The 18,401-nt window shown below is 31.7% G+C and carries 11 protein-coding genes, 2 rRNA genes and 2 pseudogenes; 12 read left to right on the top strand and 3 right to left on the bottom strand.

Translation table 11 applies throughout. The features are described from left to right. The first annotated feature begins 79 nt into the window (after positions 1-79). The 11 genes and pseudogenes from DZ68_RS0101095 (at position 80) to DZ68_RS0101045 (ending at position 12,944) form a co-directional block, all read left to right on the top strand. Positions 80-2,985: ribosomal RNA gene (locus tag DZ68_RS0101095) — 23S ribosomal RNA — on the top strand. A gap of 58 nt (positions 2,986-3,043) precedes the next feature. Next, a 5S ribosomal RNA gene (rrf, locus tag DZ68_RS0101090) occupies positions 3,044-3,159 on the top strand. Positions 3,160-3,547: 388 nt separating this feature from the next. Then, entirely contained in the window at positions 3,548-4,744 is a 1,197-nt protein-coding gene (locus tag DZ68_RS0101085; RefSeq protein WP_024790515.1) for a M48 family metallopeptidase, read from the top strand. Further along, positions 4,741-5,697, top strand: coding sequence for a site-specific DNA-methyltransferase (locus DZ68_RS0101080; RefSeq protein ID WP_024786857.1), 957 nt, complete (start codon positions 4,741-4,743; stop codon positions 5,695-5,697). The genes DZ68_RS0101085 and DZ68_RS0101080 overlap by 4 nt, the downstream gene beginning before the upstream one ends. Positions 5,698-5,700: 3 nt before the next feature. Beyond that, a complete protein-coding gene (locus DZ68_RS0101075; protein ID WP_024790514.1) occupies positions 5,701-6,747 on the top strand; it encodes a helicase HerA domain-containing protein in 1,047 nt (348 codons plus the stop codon). Between the two features lie 37 nt (positions 6,748-6,784). Further along, positions 6,785-7,962: pseudogene (locus DZ68_RS09830) on the top strand (IS256 family transposase). Next, positions 7,959-9,047: an ATP-binding protein gene (locus DZ68_RS0101065; RefSeq protein ID WP_201768529.1), complete on the top strand. Its 1,089-nt coding sequence runs from the start codon at positions 7,959-7,961 to the stop codon at positions 9,045-9,047. The pseudogene DZ68_RS09830 and the gene DZ68_RS0101065 overlap by 4 nt, the downstream one beginning before the upstream one ends. After that, positions 9,048-10,370: a hypothetical protein gene (locus tag DZ68_RS0101060; RefSeq protein ID WP_024786853.1), complete on the top strand. Its 1,323-nt coding sequence runs from the start codon at positions 9,048-9,050 to the stop codon at positions 10,368-10,370. A 13-nt stretch (positions 10,371-10,383) separates the two neighbouring features. Further along, positions 10,384-11,043, top strand: coding sequence for an SDR family NAD(P)-dependent oxidoreductase (locus tag DZ68_RS0101055; RefSeq protein WP_024790512.1), 660 nt, complete (start codon positions 10,384-10,386; stop codon positions 11,041-11,043). Then, complete coding sequence (locus DZ68_RS0101050) at positions 11,027-12,169, top strand: aminoacetone oxidase family FAD-binding enzyme (RefSeq protein WP_051428152.1); 1,143 nt, start codon at positions 11,027-11,029, stop codon at positions 12,167-12,169. Before DZ68_RS0101055 ends, DZ68_RS0101050 begins: the two co-directional genes overlap by 17 nt. After that, a complete protein-coding gene (locus tag DZ68_RS0101045) occupies positions 12,159-12,944 on the top strand; it encodes a peptide chain release factor N(5)-glutamine methyltransferase (RefSeq protein ID WP_024790510.1) in 786 nt (261 codons plus the stop codon). The genes DZ68_RS0101050 and DZ68_RS0101045 overlap by 11 nt, the downstream gene beginning before the upstream one ends. Here DZ68_RS0101045 and DZ68_RS0101040 read toward each other — a convergent pair. After that, complete coding sequence (locus DZ68_RS0101040) at positions 12,922-13,497, bottom strand: MarC family protein (protein WP_024790509.1); 576 nt, start codon at positions 13,495-13,497, stop codon at positions 12,922-12,924. The two genes, DZ68_RS0101045 and DZ68_RS0101040, sit on opposite strands and share 23 nt — an antisense overlap. Then, positions 13,494-13,769, bottom strand: a complete 276-nt coding sequence (locus DZ68_RS0101035) for a hypothetical protein (protein WP_024786848.1) — start codon at positions 13,767-13,769, stop codon at positions 13,494-13,496. The genes DZ68_RS0101040 and DZ68_RS0101035 overlap by 4 nt, the downstream gene beginning before the upstream one ends. Before the next feature lie 41 nt (positions 13,770-13,810). On the opposite strand from DZ68_RS0101035, the gene DZ68_RS0101030 reads away from it, so the two are divergent. Then, entirely contained in the window at positions 13,811-16,564 is a 2,754-nt protein-coding gene (locus DZ68_RS0101030) for an HNH endonuclease (RefSeq protein ID WP_024790508.1), read from the top strand. Here DZ68_RS0101030 and DZ68_RS0101025 read toward each other — a convergent pair. Beyond that, positions 16,561-18,390 (bottom strand): annotated as a pseudogene (locus DZ68_RS0101025) (DUF505 domain-containing protein); the annotation flags it as partial. The gene DZ68_RS0101030 and the pseudogene DZ68_RS0101025 overlap by 4 nt on opposite strands. Between the last annotated feature and the right edge of the window lie 11 nt (positions 18,391-18,401).

Here is an 18,401-nt window from a genome sequence, read left to right as displayed (position 1 = left end):
AATGAGAGACATTTTCCATTGTACATTTTAGTACGAGAGATAATTGAAAATTAGTTGTTAAAAGTCTTGTCCACGCCGCGAGAAAGCTACTAAGGGCGAGCGGTGGATGCCTAGGTTGGCAGAGGCGAAGAAGGACGTGCCAGGCTGCGAAAAGCCAGGGGGAGCTGTCAAGGAGCGTTGATCCCTGGATATCCGAATGGGGCAACCCGGCCAGTTGAGAGACTGGTCACCCACGTAAGTGGGGGCGAACCCGGGGAAGTGAAACATCTCAGTACCCGGAGGAGAGGAAATCAAACGAGATTCCCAAAGTAGCGGCGAGCGAAATGGGATTAGCCCGTCTTAGTGTAGCCGGTATTTTAGGGGAGTTACCTGGAAAGGTAAGCCACAGAGGGTGAAAGCCCGGTACCCAAAAAGATACCGGTGGGACTAAGCTAAGACCTTGTGAGTAGCTCGGGACACGTGTTATCCTGAGTGAAGATGGGAGGACCACCTTCCAAGGCTAAATACTCCTGTCAGACCGATAGTGCACAAGTACCGTGAGGGAAAGGTGAAAAGAACCCCAGTGAGGGGAGTGAAATAGAACCTGAAACCGTTTGCCTACAATCATTCGGAGCCCTATTGTCTTCGGACAAGGGTGACGGACTGCCTTTTGCATAATGAGCCTGCGAGTTGTGGTTACTGGCGAGGTTAACCCGAGAGGGGGAGCCGAAGCGAAAGCGAGTCTTAATAGGGCGATATAGTCAGTAGCTGCAGACCCGAAGCTGAGTGATCTATCCATGGGCAGGTTGAAGCGGGTGTAAGAGCCCGTGGAGGACCGAACCGGTAGGCGTTGAAAAGCCTTCGGATGACCTGTGGATAGGGGTGAAAGGCCAATCAAACTCAGTGATAGCTGGTTCTCTCCGAAATGCATTTAGGTGCAGCGTTAAGAGGTAGCCATAGGGGGTAGAGCACTGATAGGGCTAGGGCGGCCCACAGCTGTACCAAACCCTGTCAAACTCCGAATACCTATGGTGTAATCTTAGCAGTGAGGCGTAGGGTGATAAAATCCTATGTCGAGAGGGGAACAACCCAGACTACCGACTAAGGTCCCAAAGTTAAACTTAAGTGGAAAAGGAGGTTTTCCTGCTTAAACAACCAGGAGGTTGGCTTAGAAGCAGCCATCCTTTAAAGAAAGCGTAACAGCTCACTGGTCGAGCGGGGAGGCGCCGAAAATATAACGGGGCTAAAAGTTTACACCGAAGTCGTAGATTCTTACTTTGTAAGAGTGGTAGGAGAGCGTTGATGAGAGCGTAGAAGCCGTACCGGTAAGGAGCGGTGGAGCGTCATCAAGTGAGCATGCAGGCATGAGTAGCGATAAAATGGGTGAGAATCCCATTCGCCGAAAGCCCAAGGTTTCCTACACGATGTTCGTCAGTGTAGGGTTAGTCGGGGCCTAAGATGAGGCCGAAAGGCGTAGTCGATGGGGAAACGGTTAATATTCCGTTACCTACTAACAATGAGCCGAAGGGGGGACGCTTGGGGTTAACCGAGGTCACTGATGGAATAGTGGTTCGAAGGGTGTAGGGTGAAGAGTAGGCAAATCCGCTCTTCAATAGCCCGAGACCCGACAGGCCTCCAAAGCTCTTCGGAGCGGAGGGGGAATCGGAGATGCCCTGAGCCGAGAAAAGCCTCTAAGGCGATTGAGTTGTTAGTAGCCCGTACCGTAAACCGACACAGGTGGGCGGGATGAGTATTCTAAGGCGCGTGGAAGAACCCTCTCTAAGGAACTCGGCAAACTGACACCGTAACTTCGGGATAAGGTGTGCCCCGAGTAGGTGAAGCTCCTTGCGAGTGGAGCCGAAAGGGGTCGCAGCACAGCGCTCTTGTCGACTGTTTACCAAAAACACAGCACTCTGCTAACTCGTAAGAGGAGGTATAGGGTGTGACGCCTGCCCGGTGCCGGAAGGTTAAGGGGATCCGTTAGCCATAAGGCGAAGCGGTGAACTGAAGCCCCGGTAAACGGCGGCCGTAACTATAACGGTCCTAAGGTAGCGAAATTCCTTGTCGGTTAAATACCGACCTGCATGAATGGCGTAACGAATGAGGGGCTGTCTCAGAGAGGGATCCAGTGAAATTGTAGTGGAGGTGAAAATTCCTCCTACCCGCGGCAAGACGGAAAGACCCCGTGGACCTTTACTACAGCTTGGCATTGTAGGTGGGATATCCATGTGCAGGATAGGTGGGAGGCTGAGAAGCCAGGGCGCCAGCTCTGGTGGAGCCGATCTTGAGATACCACCCTTGGATATCCTGCCTACTAACCCGCAGGAGTAATCCTTCTGGGGGACAGTGCCTGGCGGGTAGTTTGACTGGGGCGGTCGCCTCCTAAAGAGTAACGGAGGCTCACAAAGGTTGGCTCAAGGCGGTTGGAAATCGTCTGAAGAGTGTAAAGGCACAAGCCAGCCTGACTGCGAGAGAGACACCTCGAGCAGAGACGAAAGTCGGTCTTAGTGATCCGGTGGTTCTGAGTGGAAGGGCCATCGCTCAAAGGATAAAAGGTACCCCGGGGATAACAGGCTGATCTCCCCCGAGAGCTCACATCGACGGGGAGGTTTGGCACCTCGATGTCGGCTCATCGCATCCTGGGGCTGGAGCAGGTCCCAAGGGTATGGCTGTTCGCCATTTAAAGCGGTACGCGAGCTGGGTTCAGAACGTCGTGAGACAGTTCGGTCCCTATCTGCCGTGGGCGCAGGAAGGTTGAGGAGAGCTAACCCTAGTACGAGAGGACCGGGTTGGACGAGCCACTGGTGTACCAGTTGTCCTGCCAAGGGCAGCGCTGGGTAGCCAAGCTCGGAAGGGATAACCGCTGAAAGCATCTAAGCGGGAAGCCCACTCCAAGATGAGCCTTCCCATGAGGGTGCAGGAAGACTACCTGCTTGATAGGCTGGGGGTGTAAGCCCTGCGAGGGGTTGAGCTGACCAGTACTAATAACCCGAATGGCTTTTAAGCGGACGTGAGACAAGACTTTTAACAGCTAATTTTTAATTTATAAGATAATATATTTAAGCTTAGTGGGCAAAGCGGAGGGGAAACACCCTGTCCCATTCCGAACCAGGAAGTTAAGCCCTCCAGCGCTGATGATACTGCACCCTGCGGGTGTGGGAAAGTAGGTCCCCGCTAAGCTTTAATATGTTATCTTCTTTATCGTTAATCCTTTTTTATTATTTACTATCATTTTGGGTCTGGCACCTTTGATATGCAGAGTCTAATATTCATTATCTCATTTATTTCCAACTTTCCAGGACAGTATTTTAATTTATTTATATTAATTAATTTATGTTTTATTTTCCTTTATGTTTAGGTACTGACTAAATAACAAAAAAGTTAAAATATAACAGAGTTGCGGAATTTAACAAAATTTGAGTGGTGCTTTAGCAAAATGAAGCATTGAGCTGTAATATTTTTATCTTTGAAGTTATTTTAAAATATTTACATTTAGTCAGTCCCTATGTTTATAATGATTTTATATAATTAATTAAATTTGATAAAATTCTTTAAAAAAGGACAAATTTTGGTAAATTTATTGGTAGGTTTATTTGGTCTTTATATTTTTGTAAAAATTATTATAGAAATAAAAGAAGTTTTTTATATTAAAAAAGTTTTTCCTGAAATTGTTTCATTTATGAATGTAGAAGAGTATAAAAATTCTGCATTTTATGCTATTTATAAACACACTCTTAATATTTTTAACGCATTAATAAGTATGTTTTTGGTTGTATTTTGGATGAGTGGGGGATTGTTTATTATAAATTTTTTACTTTACAAAAATACATTGCTTAGTGAACTGGAAATTTTATTTGTTTTTTTTGTGGTAAATTATCTTTTAACACTTCCTATAAATATATGGGAAAAACATATTGATAAAAAATTTGGATTTAACGTGGCTCCATGGAAACTTTTTTTTGTGGATGAAGTTAAAAAAATAGTCCTGTTTTTAATTTTAGGCGGGGCATTTTTTGCAGGGTTGATTTATTTTATAGAACATTTTAAAAACTGGTGGATTATAGGGTTTGGTTTTACATTTTTGGTAGTGATTTTAATAAATGTTTTATATCCTATATTTGCAAGTATTTTTAATAAATTTGAGCCGTTACAAGACGAAGAACTTAAAACCGATATTGAAAATATGATGGAAAAAGTCGGGTTTAAAAGCAACGGTATTTTTGTAATGGATGCAAGCAAAAGAGATACAAGACTTAATGCCTATTTTGCAGGGCTTGGCAAAAGTAAAAGAGTTGTTTTATTTGATACGCTTTTAAAAAAACTGAATAAAAATGAAATTTTGGCAGTGCTCGGGCATGAACTTGGGCATTTTAAACACAAAGATATATTAAAAAATATTGCGGTTGTCGGAGTTATGCTTTTTATAATTTTTGCAGTTTTTGGAAATTTACCTGATAATCTGTTTAAAGAGATTCATGTACCTAAAAACGGGGTAAATATAATTATTTTGGCATTGTTATTTATGGATATGATTATGTTTATATTGCAGCCTTTTGTTAATTTAATAAGCAGACAAAATGAATTTGGTGCAGATGAAATGGGAAGTGAATTGGTCAGCAAAAAAGACTTGGCAAGCGCTCTTAAAAAGCTCGTAGCAGAAAACAAACATTTTCCTCATGTAAGCAAACTATATTCATTTATTTATTATTCACATCCACCGATTTTAGAGAGGTTAGAGAAACTTGAAAAGGAAGATAAAGTATGAGTTTTTCATATAAAACTATAAAAGGTAAAATGTTTTGTGAAGATTTTTTTTCTTTATATGATAATTTTTTAAAACAAAACTATAAAAATAAATTTCAATTAATTATTACTTCTCCTCCTTTTCCTTTAAATAATAAAAAAAAGTATGGAAATTTAAAAGGGGAAAAATATTTAAATTGGTTTGAATCTCTTGCACCTATTTTTGAAGATTTGTTAAAGGAAGATGGTTCTTTAGTAATTGAAATTGGAAATTCGTGGGAAGAGAAAAGACCAGTTCATTCTTTATTACCTTTTGAAGCTTTATTAAGATTAGTAAAAAATGAAAAAGCAAATTTAAGGCTTATTCAGGAATTTATAGTATATAATCCTTCAAGATTACCATCTCCAGCACAATGGGTAACAGTAAATAGAATTCGCACTATTGATAGTTATACAAGAATTTGGTGGATAGCAAAAAGCGATTTTCCAAAAGCAGATAATAGAAAAGTTTTAAGACCTTATAGTAAAAGTATGAAAAATTTATTAAAAAGAAAAAATTATAATTCAGGAAAAAGACCATCAGAACATAATATAAGCGAAAAAAGTTTTCTTAAAAATAATGGGGGAAGTATTTCTCATAATTTGTTTGAATTAGAGCCATTGGATGAAAATAGAGAAGTTAGATTGCCTTATAATGTATTAAGTTTTTCTAATACATCGTCTAATGATTCTTTTTTAAAAAAATGTAGAGAACTTGGCATTACACCTCATCCAGCCAGAATGCATCCAGGTATAGTTTCTTTTTTTGTAGAATTTTTGACTGATGAAGAAGATTTGATATTAGATCCATTTGCAGGCAGTAATACTACAGGATTTGTAGCAGAAAAGCTTAATAGAAGATGGATAAGTTGTGAGTTAAAAAAGGAATATGTTGAGCAATCTAAACTAAGGTTTGAAAACATAATAAAGGAATAAACAATGAGTATAAGTAGTTTATTTGATAAATTAGATGAAATTGTTTCAATTGACATTTTAAAAGAGGGCAATAAAGAAGAATTTTTTGTTGGAAATCCATTTTATATAGACTATGAAACTATTAAATTATTAACTTGTGATTTTTGGAAATGTAATGTAAAAGGTATTCCAAAAGGGTGTTTTCTTTTAGCTTTTTATAAAGGTGAAGCAGAAAAAGAAAATAAAGAGGCTTTATTATTAAGAGTTATAAATCCAACAAAATTGCCGATGGATAATGATATTATCACTACTATGATAGCATATTATAAAGAAGATAAAGATATAACAGGTAGAGAAGGTTCAAAAAAAGAGAGTAAATTAGACCCATATACAAGATATGAATTAAGTTTTTCTGGTATTGAATGTCGCATATTAGGAGTTTTTTATAAAGATAAAAAAGGAAAAGTAAGATTTGGAGCTGATATTGAGAATTATTATTCTCCAAATAATTATAAAGTTTATAAAGCTAATAGTGAGATTTTAAAGTTTATAGTAAATCAAGGAATGAAAGAATTTATTTATAATGAGAGTGAATCAGGAATATTTAAAATAGGTAATGTAAGATATTCTTCTACACAAAGGTTTCAACAAGAAGAATCAAAAGTTCCTGCTTATATTTCTTCTAAGGATTTTCTTGGAACAAGAACTGCTTTATTTGGTATGACTAGAACCGGTAAGTCGAATACGGTAAAAATGATTATAAAAGCAGTAAAAGAAATTTCTGAAAAAGCTATAAATAAGTATTTACCTAATGCTCCTATAGATTTATCAAAAGATGATGCTAAATCTTTTAATAATGAAGGTAAACCAAAATATAAAGTAGGTCAAATAATTTTTGACATAAATGGAGAATATGCAAATCCTAATTTACAGGATGAAGGAACAGCAATTTATGATGTATATAAAGAAGATGTTATAAGATATAGTGTTGTTGATAAGCCAAATTTTAAAGTATTAAAAATTAACTTTTTTGAAAATGTAAGATACCGCTTCAAAATTTGTGTAAGATAAATTAGAATAAGAAAAAAATAAAATGAAAGGATATATTATGAGAAAAGAAGCGGTATTAAATAATATAGATTTTAAAGAATTAAGCAAACAATGTAAAACTCAAGAAGATATATCAAAATTAACAAAAGAATTTATGAAGAATATGATAGAGAATATGCTAAAAGCAGAGATTGAAGAGTTCGTAGAGAATAATGATATTTCAAAGAATGGTTATTACTCAAAAACAGTTCGTAGTGACAGTGGAGAGATTAGGTTAAATATTCCAAGCCTCAAGTAGTAAAAAAAGGCCAAAGGACTATCAGTGGGATAGATGATAAGATAATAGCAATGTATGCGAGAGGGATGAGTTTAAGAGATATAGAAAAACAGGTAAAAGAGATGTATGATGTAGAAATGAGTGATAGCTTAATTTCAAGAATAATAGATAAAATAACTCCTGAAATAAGAGAGTGGCAAAATAGGACATTAGACCCCATATATCCAATAGTATATATGGATGCTATGGTGTTTAAAATAAAAGATGATAACGGTTTTTATAAAAACAAAGCATTACATTTTGTAATAGGAATAAATTTAGAAGGCAAAAAAGATTTACTTGGTATGTGGATAACAGAGAATGAAGGTGCAAAATTTTGGTTAAACATTGTAACAGAGCTTAAAAACAGAGGAGTAAAAGATATTTTAATAGCTTCGGTTGATGGATTAAAAGGGTTTAGTGAAGCAATAAACTCTGTTTTTCCTCAAACTATAGTACAAAGGTGTATTATTCATCAAATTAGATATTCAATGAAATATGTTGGTTCTAAGTACCAAAAAGAGTTTATGGCTGATTTAAAAAAAGTATATAAAGCTCCAACAAAAGATGCAGCTGAAATTGCATTACTTGAACTTGAAGAAAAATGGGGAGAAAAATACCCATTAGCTGTTAATTCTTGGAAAAACAACTGGGAAGAATTATCAACTTACTTTGAGTATTCAGAACCTATTAGAAGGATTATTTACACTACCAATACTGTTGAAGGATTTAACAGACAAGTTAGAAAAATAACTAAAACGAAAGGAGGATTTAATGATGATGATTCGTTAAAAAGACTGGTATATTTAATATATAAGGATATTTCAAAAAAATGGCTAAAATCCATATCAAATTGGGCTGAAATTATCTCTCAATTTGGTATAATTTTTGAAAACAGACTAAAACCTTATTTAAAATGATTTTTATGCTTTACACAAAAAATGAAGCGGTCTCAAATGTAAAAGAGGGTTTTTCTTTAATTAAAAAATTTCTTGAAGAAAGTGGTGATAATAGTGATTATGTTAGAAGTTTTTTGTCAATAGATTTAACGAAACCAGATGATTATGATGAAAATCATAGTATAAAAACAAGATATGATAGAAAAATAGCAGCATATAAATGTATGTTGTATAAAGCAGGTTTTAAACCTTATAAAAATAAAATTAAGTTTCCAGGAAAGGAAAAAATTAATGAACTTGTAAAACCTAATAGTCCAATAAATCCATATAAAGAAATTTCATATGAAGAAGCTTGTATTTGGTTTGAAGAAGCTTGGAAAAATTATAATAAATGGGAGTTTTTTTCTAACTATAAGAAAAAAGAAGGAAAAGAATATTTTGATGAAGATATTCAATCGATTTTAAGAATGCTGACAAAGATTAATAAACCTGGTTCTAATAATTCAATTAGTGGTTTTTTAAAAATTAGACCAATGGCAAAATATCATACAAATACTTTGAAAGAATCTTTTGAATTAGAGATTCTAAAAAATCTTAGAAAAGGAAAAATAGTTATAATTGATTTATCGCAAGGAGATGAAGAAATTCAAAAAGTCTATTCTGAAAGGATTTGTGAATATATCTTTAATGATTCTATGAAAAGATTTACAGAATTAAAACCAAATAATTTTATTCAATTCTATTTTGAAGAAGCTCATAATTTGTTTCCAAAAAAAGAAGATAAAGATTTAACTCAAATTTATAATAGAATAGCAAAAGAGGGTGCTAAATTAAATCTTGGTATGATATATGCTACACAAGAAGTTAGTTCAATTAGTTCAAATATATTAAAAAATACGCAAAATTGGTTTATAGCACATTTAAATAATGAAGATGAGTTAAAAGAAATAAAAAAATTTTATGATTTTGAAGATTTTTTAAATTCTTTAAAAAAATTTAGTGTTGATACTGATAAAGGATTTGTAAGAATGAAATTATTATCTAATCCTTTTGTAATACCTGTGCAAATAGATAAATTTAAAAAAGAAAATCAAAATGGGTTATAAATGGGTTATAATAGTAGTGGAAAAAAACCTATAGAATTTGCAGGTAAAACAGGACATAGTGAATTTATAGATGAAGAAAGTAAAAAATTTTTATCACACTGTTATATACCTCAGCAAAAATTTGATTTAAATAATTTCAGTAATTTATTTAATGCTTTAGATGAAAAAGATAGCAATATAAAATATGTAATTGCAATAGATGGTGGATTGTCTTCCATAACAGCAAAAAAATTTCCAAGTTCAAAGTTAGTAGCTATAAAAATAGGGGCTTTATTTTTAGATTTAAAAAAAATTGAAAATTTAAAAGATAAAGAATTTATTTCACCAAAAGAAATAAATACCATAAAAGATGCTGCTAAATCAAAATTTATTTTACCTGTAAAGAATATAATGAATGATAATTATGAAAGTTTTACACATTTTGTTAGAAGTACAATTTTTAATTTTTTTAGTAAAGAAAATTTTAATCTTGCATCAGCTTTAAAGTGGTTAATTTTTAGAGAGTTTCGTGATATTCCTGAAAATGAGTGGAATTTAGCTACTCATCCTATAAATCCTAATATTAAAAATATAAAATTAAAAAGGTCAGAATTTGTAAATTTTGTAACAAATAATAATGGTGAAATTTATATTACAGATATTTTAAGACTTCATGAATTAATTGATGAAGATACCGGGGCGGAAGGAATTGTTAATTATCTTTTATCCGCTATTGAGCAATTATTAATGATATTTATTATTAAAGAAATATATACAAGAAATCCATCTAAGTTATCCGAATTTTTATTTATACTTGATAGACCTTTAGCATTTTTTGGACAGACTGCAAATTTACATAAACCTATGAGAGAGATGATAGTATATTTTTTATTAAAAGGAATTGAGTTAAATATTATAGGAATTGAAAAAAGTGGAGCTTTTGTTGAGCATGCAAAAATTTTAAGTGAAGAAAATGTTTTAAAAAAAGGAGAGTATATTTTACTTAGTAATGATTATATTTATAAAAATATATTGCCAAGATTATATAATGATGAAAATTTGTATGGAAGAACAACTTACTATGGAGGCAAAGTAATATTTAATTCTAAATATGAAAATATAAATGTATGTACTATACCAATTAAAAACTATGATAAAATAAAAAATCCTAATGTTGAAGATTTTGTTAATTTAAATGAGATATTGAATATAATACAAACTTTAAAATGCAATATGTATGAAAATTCAATTTTACCTATTGCATTAATAAATAATGCGGTATCAATTTCTAAATATCCTGGAGAAATTTCATTAAAAAGATTTTTTAAATCTATATTGAATTAATTTAGGGGCAAATATGAAAGTTTTAATTACAGGAATAAGTAGGGGAATTGGCGCTGGTTTAGTTAAAGAATATTTAAATAGAGGTGATGAAGTTTATGGAATTGGGAGAAGCTGCCCTTTTGACATTCCTTTTTATAAAATTGATTTAACAAATATTGAAAATTTATATAAAGCAGTTGAAGCATTTAACACTGATTTTGATTTAGTTATTTTAAATGCGGGGATATTGGGTGAAATTAAATTAATGAAAGAATGGAGTGTAAAAGAACTTAATGACATTTTCATGGTAAATGTGTGGGCTAATAAAGTTTTAATAGATTTGCTTGAAAAATGGGCTAAAAAAATTGTCATTATCAGCAGCGGTGCTGCAGTAAACGGAAATCCCGGGTGGGGAGGATACGCTCTTAGTAAGTGTGTTTTAAATATGATGGTAAGTATATATTCAAAAGAAATTAATACTCCTATTTTTGCCGTAGCTCCAGGGGTAATTGATACAGATATGGTAAGAAAAGTAATTTCAGCTGAGAGGGAAAAATTTAGCTCAGTTGAGAGAGTTGATAAAAGTAAAATTGAATTAAATGAAGGTGTGAGAAAACTTGTTAAACTTTTTGATAATTTAGATAAATTTGAAAGCGGTAGTTTTATAGATATAAGAAATGTCGAGATTGATTGATACTGCAATTTTAGGAGGAGGGGCAAGTGGTCTTTTTCTGGGAAGTCTTTTAAAAAAGAATTATTTAGTTATTGAGCATAATAAAGAAATCGGAGCTAAAATACGAATCAGCGGCGGTGGAAAATGCAATATTACCAATAAAATAGTAACCGAAAATAATTACAGAGGCGATAAAGAGTTAGTTAGAAAAGTTTTAAAAAAATTTTCAAATAAAGATTTACTTAGTTGGCTGAAAAGAAATAATTTAGAAGTAGTTGAAGCTAAAAAAAATCAATATTTTTTTAAAAGCAGTGAAATATTACTTAATTTTTTTAAAAGAAATGTAAAAAAGATACTCAAAGCAGAAATTATTGAGGTTAAATTTGAAAAGGACAGATTTAAAATTATTACTGATAAACAGTTTTTTTATGCTAAAAATGTGGTTGTAGCGACAGGGGGGATAAGCTATAAAAAACTTGGTGCAAGCGATATTGGATATAAAATAGCAAAAAATTTTGGACATACAATTACTCCTCTGCGTCCGGCGCTTGTAGGACTTACAGTGCAAAAAAGTGAAAGTTGGTTTAAGAATTTAAGCGGTATTTCATTTGAATCTGTTGTAAAAGCAAGTGAGAAAAAATTTAGGCAAAATATTCTTTTTTCCCACAGGGGAATTACCGGTCCTGCAGTATTAAATGTATCTTTATGGTGGGATAAAGGTAAAATAAGTATCGGTTTTTTAAAAAAAGATGTATTTACTTTTCTTAAAAACCCAAATAAACAAATTTCTACTCAGCTCCCACTCCCAAAGAGATTTGTAAAAGAGTTTTTAAACGCCCAAAATTTAGAAGATAAAAAAGTTAAATTATTAAGCAATGCTGAAAAAGAAAAACTTAAACTTTTAAATAATTATGAATTTGCCCCGGCCGGAACTTTTGGATTTGAGAGAGCTGAAGTTACAAAAGGTGGAGTTGATACAAATGATTTAAATGAATTTTTGGAAAGTAAATTTCAAAAAAGACTTTATTTCGTAGGGGAGGTTTTAGATGTGACAGGTGAGCTTGGGGGTTATAATTTTCAATGGGCTTTTAGCAGTGCTTACAGTGTTTATTTAAACTTAATAAAAAGGTTAACAATTGAGGATTAAAGATGTTATAAAATTTCCTGAGAGTGTTTATATTTTAGAAAAACTTTTAAACAAAGATAAAGCATGGCTTTTTTTGAATGATGATTTGAAAGTACCAGAAGAATTTTTTGAAATTCAGAAAAAAGTAAAAAACGGGTATCCGATTGAATATATTTTTGAAGAGGTTTATTTTTACGGAGATAAATTTTATATCAGTGAGGGGGTTTTAATTCCAAGGGATGATACGGAAGTTGTGGTTGATAGGGCGATAGAATTTATAAAAAGTTGCCAAGTTGCCAAGTACCGAGTACCAAGTACCAAGTTTAAAGTAATTGACTGCTGCTCTGGAAGCGGGGTAATTGCAATTGAGATTAAAAAACACACAGGGGCTGAAGTGATAGCAACTGATATAAATGAAATCGCCATAGAAATTGCTAAAAAAAATGCAAAGCTACATAATGTAGAAATTGAGTTTAAAAAATGTGATTTATTTAATGAAAAAGCCGATTTACTTATTGCTAATCCTCCTTATGTGGAAAATTCTTATCCTAAACCAAATAAATTTGAACCTGATGAGGCATTTTATGGTGGGAGTGACGGGCTTGATATTATAAAAAAACTTATTAATAAAGCAATAGAATTTAAAATCCCTTATGCAATAATTGAGACAGGGTACAATCAAAAAGAACTTTTAAGTAAATTTTTAAAAGAAAAAGGGATAAAAAAATATGAGTTTTTTAAAGATTTAGCGAGGAATATTAGAGGGGTTGAAATTATTTTAAATGTAGATAATTAGCTATTCCATCAAGTAACATTTGAACTGAAAGGGCGATTAACAACATTCCCATAAGTTTTTCTGCAGCATTAAAAAATTTATATGGAATAAATTCAGCCAAATAGGTAAAAAATATAATTATAAATGATGTTAAAGCCCATGAGATGATAGAAGCAGTAAATAAAATATGAAAATTGTAACTGTTTGATAACAATAAAAGAACGGCAAGCAGTGACGGCCCGGCAATCATCGGAATGGCAATCGGTACTATTAATAAATCGGTTTTATCCGTATTTTCTGTTTCATTTGATGGAAAAATCATTTTTAATGCTATTAAGAATAAAATTATTCCGCCTGCAATTGAAACAGACGCTTCACTGAGTCCAAAAAGCTCTAAAATTTGCTTTCCAAATAATATGAAAATAAAAATTAAAAACAGTGATATTAATAATTCTCTTATAAGAATTTTAATTTTTATTTTTTTATCATAATTTTTTAATAAAGATATTAAAACCGGTAAATTGCCAAAAGGGTCCATTATTAAAAAAAGTGTAAGGGTTATTTTTACAATCATTTTATTATTTTTTTATTTAATTTTATATATTCAGGTTTTGTTTCAACACACTGCATAGCAGGTGATGTGCTTGTATTGTCTCTGAAAATAACAATACAATGCATTTTTGGAAATCCCTGAGTGTCAAATTCATAAACTCTCGGGTTGGCGCCGGTTGTTTCAATTGTATAAGAGATAGTATTAACAGTTTTTTTAAAAACCCCTACTATTGTGTTCCAGTTTATTGCCAAGGCAAAATTTGCAAAAATAATAATAGAAATTAATTTTTTCATAAAATTCCTTTTTGATATAATTATATATAAAAAAGGTAATAATGGATATTAATAAATTCCTTAATAAAAAAGGAAAACTTTTAACTGAAATATATTTTGAACTTCAAAAATATTATGATAATTTGTATCCAAATGCCGTTGTTTTAATGGAAGTCGGAACTTTTTTTGAAACATATGAAACAGATGGAATTGGAAAAGCAAGAGAAATAGCAAATATTTTAAATATTCAACTTACAAAAAAAAATAAATCAATACCCAATATTGATGTGAAAAATCCTTTAATGGCAGGTTTTCCAAATCATGCGCTTGACAGATATTTAGAAAAATTAATAGAAGAAAATAAATACACTCTGATTCTTATAAAACAAAAAGGCACACCTCCTAATGTAAAAAGATATCTTTCTGAAATAATTTCACCAGGGGTAAATTTAGAATATTCAAAAACGTATGAAAATTATGTAACTTCCATAATTGTCGAAAAATACAATGCTTTTCATGTGGGATATGCAAATATTGATATAAATACAGGAAAAAGTTACATATACGAAAACTATTCTACAAAAGATGATGTTAGCTTTGCCCTGGATGAACTGTTTAGACTTCTTCAGACATATAAATCAAACGAAATTATTTTAACTTTAAAAAATGTTGATTGTGATGAAATTGTGAATTATTTGGAACTTGACGGTAAAAATATAATTATAAACAGAACAAGAATGAACATAAATTATCAAAATGAAATTTTTAAAAGAGTTTATAAAATACATTCGCTTTTAACTCCCATTGAAATTATGAATTTGGAAAAATATCCGTTAATTACAGAATCTTTGGGTATTTTGCTTGAATTTGTCATTTCCCACAATAAAGATTTGATTAAACACATTAAATTTCCTGAACTTATAGAAGATGAAAAATTTGTATATTTAGGAAACAATCCCATCAAACAGCTTGAAATAGGTAAAGTCTTAAAATTAATAGATAAAACTAAAACCCCAATGGGAAAAAGGCTAATTAAAGAGAGGCTTTTTAATCCCATAAAAGATGAAGAAGAATTAAAAAAAAGGTATAAAGCCGTAAATTTTATGCTTAACAGGTTTAAGAAATTTGAAGAATTACTTAAAGACATATATGATCTGGAAAAAATAGACAGAAAAATAAAATTAAAACGACTTCATCCGTTTGAGCTAAGTTTTTTAGTGAGTTCCCTCAAATCATGCAGCGAAATTTATCTTCTGCTTAAAAAGAAATCTTTAAAAATCGATAATTTTTTAAATTATATTGAAAGGCATTTTGATTTAAACAAAATAAATGTAAAAATTGAAGATATAAAAGAAAATTTTTTTAACGAGGGTATAAATAAAGAGCTTGATGAATTGAATAAAGAAAAAAAACATTATATTAATGAACTTGTAAAAATCAAAGAAGAAATAGAAAAATTGGGTGATGTAAAAGTAGAACTTTCTCAATTGGAGAAAGAAGGTTATTATTTGAGCCTGACAAAAACAAGATTTAATTTAATAAAAGATAAATTTTTAAATACGTTTACACAAATAAACGGTAAAAATGTTTTTTTTAAAGATTTTAGGATTAAAAATTTAACTAACAGTGTGAAAATTTCAGGAGAGATTATAGAAGAAATAAGTGATAAAATTATAACTCTTGATAATAAAATAATAAAAAAAACTACAAAATTATATTTAAAAAAATTGGATGAAATATCAAGGGAATTTGATGTTTTACAATCTCTTTCGGATGAAATCGCACAAATAGACGTAGCGGTCAGCAGTGCCAAGGTTGCAAAACAATTTAATTATTTTATGCCTAAAATTTCAAATATTAGACCAATTTTTAGGGATTTAAGGCATCCGTTAATAGAAGTGAATCAGGAAAACGGAATTTATATTCCAAACGATATAGATTTCAATGAATATGACGGAATGCTTTTGTATGGAATTAACAGCTCTGGAAAAAGCTCTCTTATGAAAAGTGTAGGAATAGCCATTTTTTTGGCTCAAAGCGGTTTTTTTGTCCCTGCCAAAATGGAATTTAAACCGATAAACGGAATTTTTACAAGAATTGAAGCAAAAGATAATCTCTCAAAAGGACTTTCTACATTTGCGGTAGAAATGCTTGAACTTAAAAATATTTTCAACAGAGCCGATTCTAATTCCATTGTTTTAGGTGATGAGATAGCACATGGAACAGAAACTTTATCTGCTATGTCCATTGTCGCAAGTGCTGTAATTAAGCTTGCAAAAAAGAATATAAATTTTTTATTTGCAACACATCTGCATCAGTTGATGGATTTAGAAGAAATAAAAAATTTGCCCAATGTCGTCGCCAGGCATTTGGAAGTTTATTTTGACGGTGAAAAATTAATATACGACAGAAAACTAAAAGAGGGGAGCGGTAGCAGCGTATACGGGCTTGAATTTGCAAAATCAATTTATTTGGACAGTGAATTTTTAAAAACTGCAGAAAATATAAGAAAAAAATTAAATGAAGAATACAGCGAACTTGAACTTTTAATAAAAAAAAGAAAAAGCAGATATAATAAAAAAGTAATTGTTACAACATGCGCAATATGCGGGGCACCGGTTGATGATGTACATCATATTTTCCCAAAAGAACAGGCAGAAAAAGGATTTATTGACCATGTCCCCGTAAATCATAAATTTAATTTAATTCCTCTTTGTAAAAAGCATCATAAAATGGTTCATGAAGGAAAAATAATAATAACCGGATTTGTAACCACTTCAAAAGGAATAGAACTTCATTGGGAAGAAAAAAATTAACCGTTGAAAATCTCAACGGCTTTTAGCATAAGTAAGCCTGCTTCGTTTACGCTGTTTCTTCCTAAATATTTGGCTTCTCTTGCAGCAATATATGCTTTTTCAAAGCTTTCTTTGCCAAGATTTGATTTTTTAACAGCTTCTTTTATATTTTCAGGAAGAATTCTTATTTTTTTCTCTTTTACATACATACTGCCAGTTTCAGCTATAGCTTTTACAACTCTGTAAATTGTCGGATTAATAGGCGCTCCAAATCCTTCAGGAACTGAGCTTATAGCTTCATCCATCATTTTTCCATATTCAGTTTCTATAATATGTCCATCAGGCAATACTTCAACAAATCCTTTTGCTTCTAATTTATCTATTGCTTCAAAAATTCTTGTTTTTTCTTCTTCACTTTTTCCTTTTAAAATATCTTCACATGCAATTCCGTTATTTGGAATTATTTTGAAAATATCCATTTCATATTTTGTCATAAATGGTAACTTTTTATGAGTTGCAATTTCTTCATACATCAAACCGGATTTTGTAGGTTCATATGTACCTAAAATTCTTTCACGTCTAGCCTCTTCAACCCATTCTCTGTTTGGTGCACTAAACATTTTATTTGAAATTGCCAAAGTTTTAACCGACCAGCTGTGGATCGCTCTTTCATCTTTTTGGTCTTGCAGTACTTTTTTGCCATCTTCTGTAACAAAATATACTGCTTTTCCTTTTTCATCAACACCTTCTTCTATTAATCCGAAAGCTTCCAATGAATATAAATATTCTCTTAAATCAAAATTTTCTTCAAACCATTTTTTCTCATTTTCTAAATCTGTAAATTTTTTGACAATTTCTTGTTTTTTCTTTGGCATTTCATCAAGTCTTCTGCCATATTTTTCAATCAATTTTTTATATTCTTTAATTTTTCTTTCTAATAATTGTGCTTTTATTTCATCAAATGTAGGTGTTTCTTCAGGATTTTCAGGGACTTTTTCCTCCCAGATTTTTTGAATTGTTTTTAGAGTTTGGATTTCTTCTTTTTCAATAGCAAATGTTTTTAGCGGTTTTTGAGTTTTATCTCTATAAATTCTATAAACTTTAAGTGCTTTTTCTCCAGCTTTTGTTAATTCGTCTATATTTGTAACATATCCAAGGGATTCAAGGTCTGTAAGTGAATCAATGTCAATTTCTTCGCCGTCAGCCACTTTTGCAATGTCTTCTAAAATTGATAAATCAAGTACACTTCCTTCACTTGCCCAACCACCGTAAGTTAATGTCTCTTTTACAGCCTGGCCAAGTTCTGTAAATGTAAAATATTCTCCAACTGGAATTGAATATGCTATAAGTCTCATAGCTTCAAGTAAATCTTTGTTATTCTCTTCAACAGGTAAAAAATGAGCGTCTGTTGGTCCTATAGGTGTTTTTCTGATATATTCAGCAAGTTTTGCATCTATTGCAAGTTCTGGGTTAATTACTTTGTATGCTTCATATAAATCTATTGCCTCCTGGGTTAATTCTCCGTTTTTGGCAAACCCTCTTTTTTCTAGTTCTTCATTAGTTATTTTTGTAGTTTTGTTTTTATTTTTAATACTTGCATCTATCATTGCAATTACTTCACTGCTAATCCATTTAAAATCATCTTTCCATTCATCAGTTGCTTGAATATTTTTTATTTTATTTAATACTTCAGCTACTATTGAACCTCCATATGTAAATTCTGCAACCGCCGGCATTGGAAATCTTATAATTCCGCTTAAGGTTAACTCTTTTAATGCTTCATTATTAAGTGTTTCATTTTTTATTGTTTTTGTATCTGATTTTAATAACTCTAAGATAATTTTTGCCGCATCTTTTT

The sequence above is a fragment of the Lebetimonas sp. JS085 genome (assembly GCF_000523295.1).
GTDB lineage: Bacteria > Campylobacterota > Campylobacteria > Campylobacterales > Nautiliaceae > Lebetimonas.
This window is presented reverse-complemented; position numbering and strand designations above follow the sequence as displayed.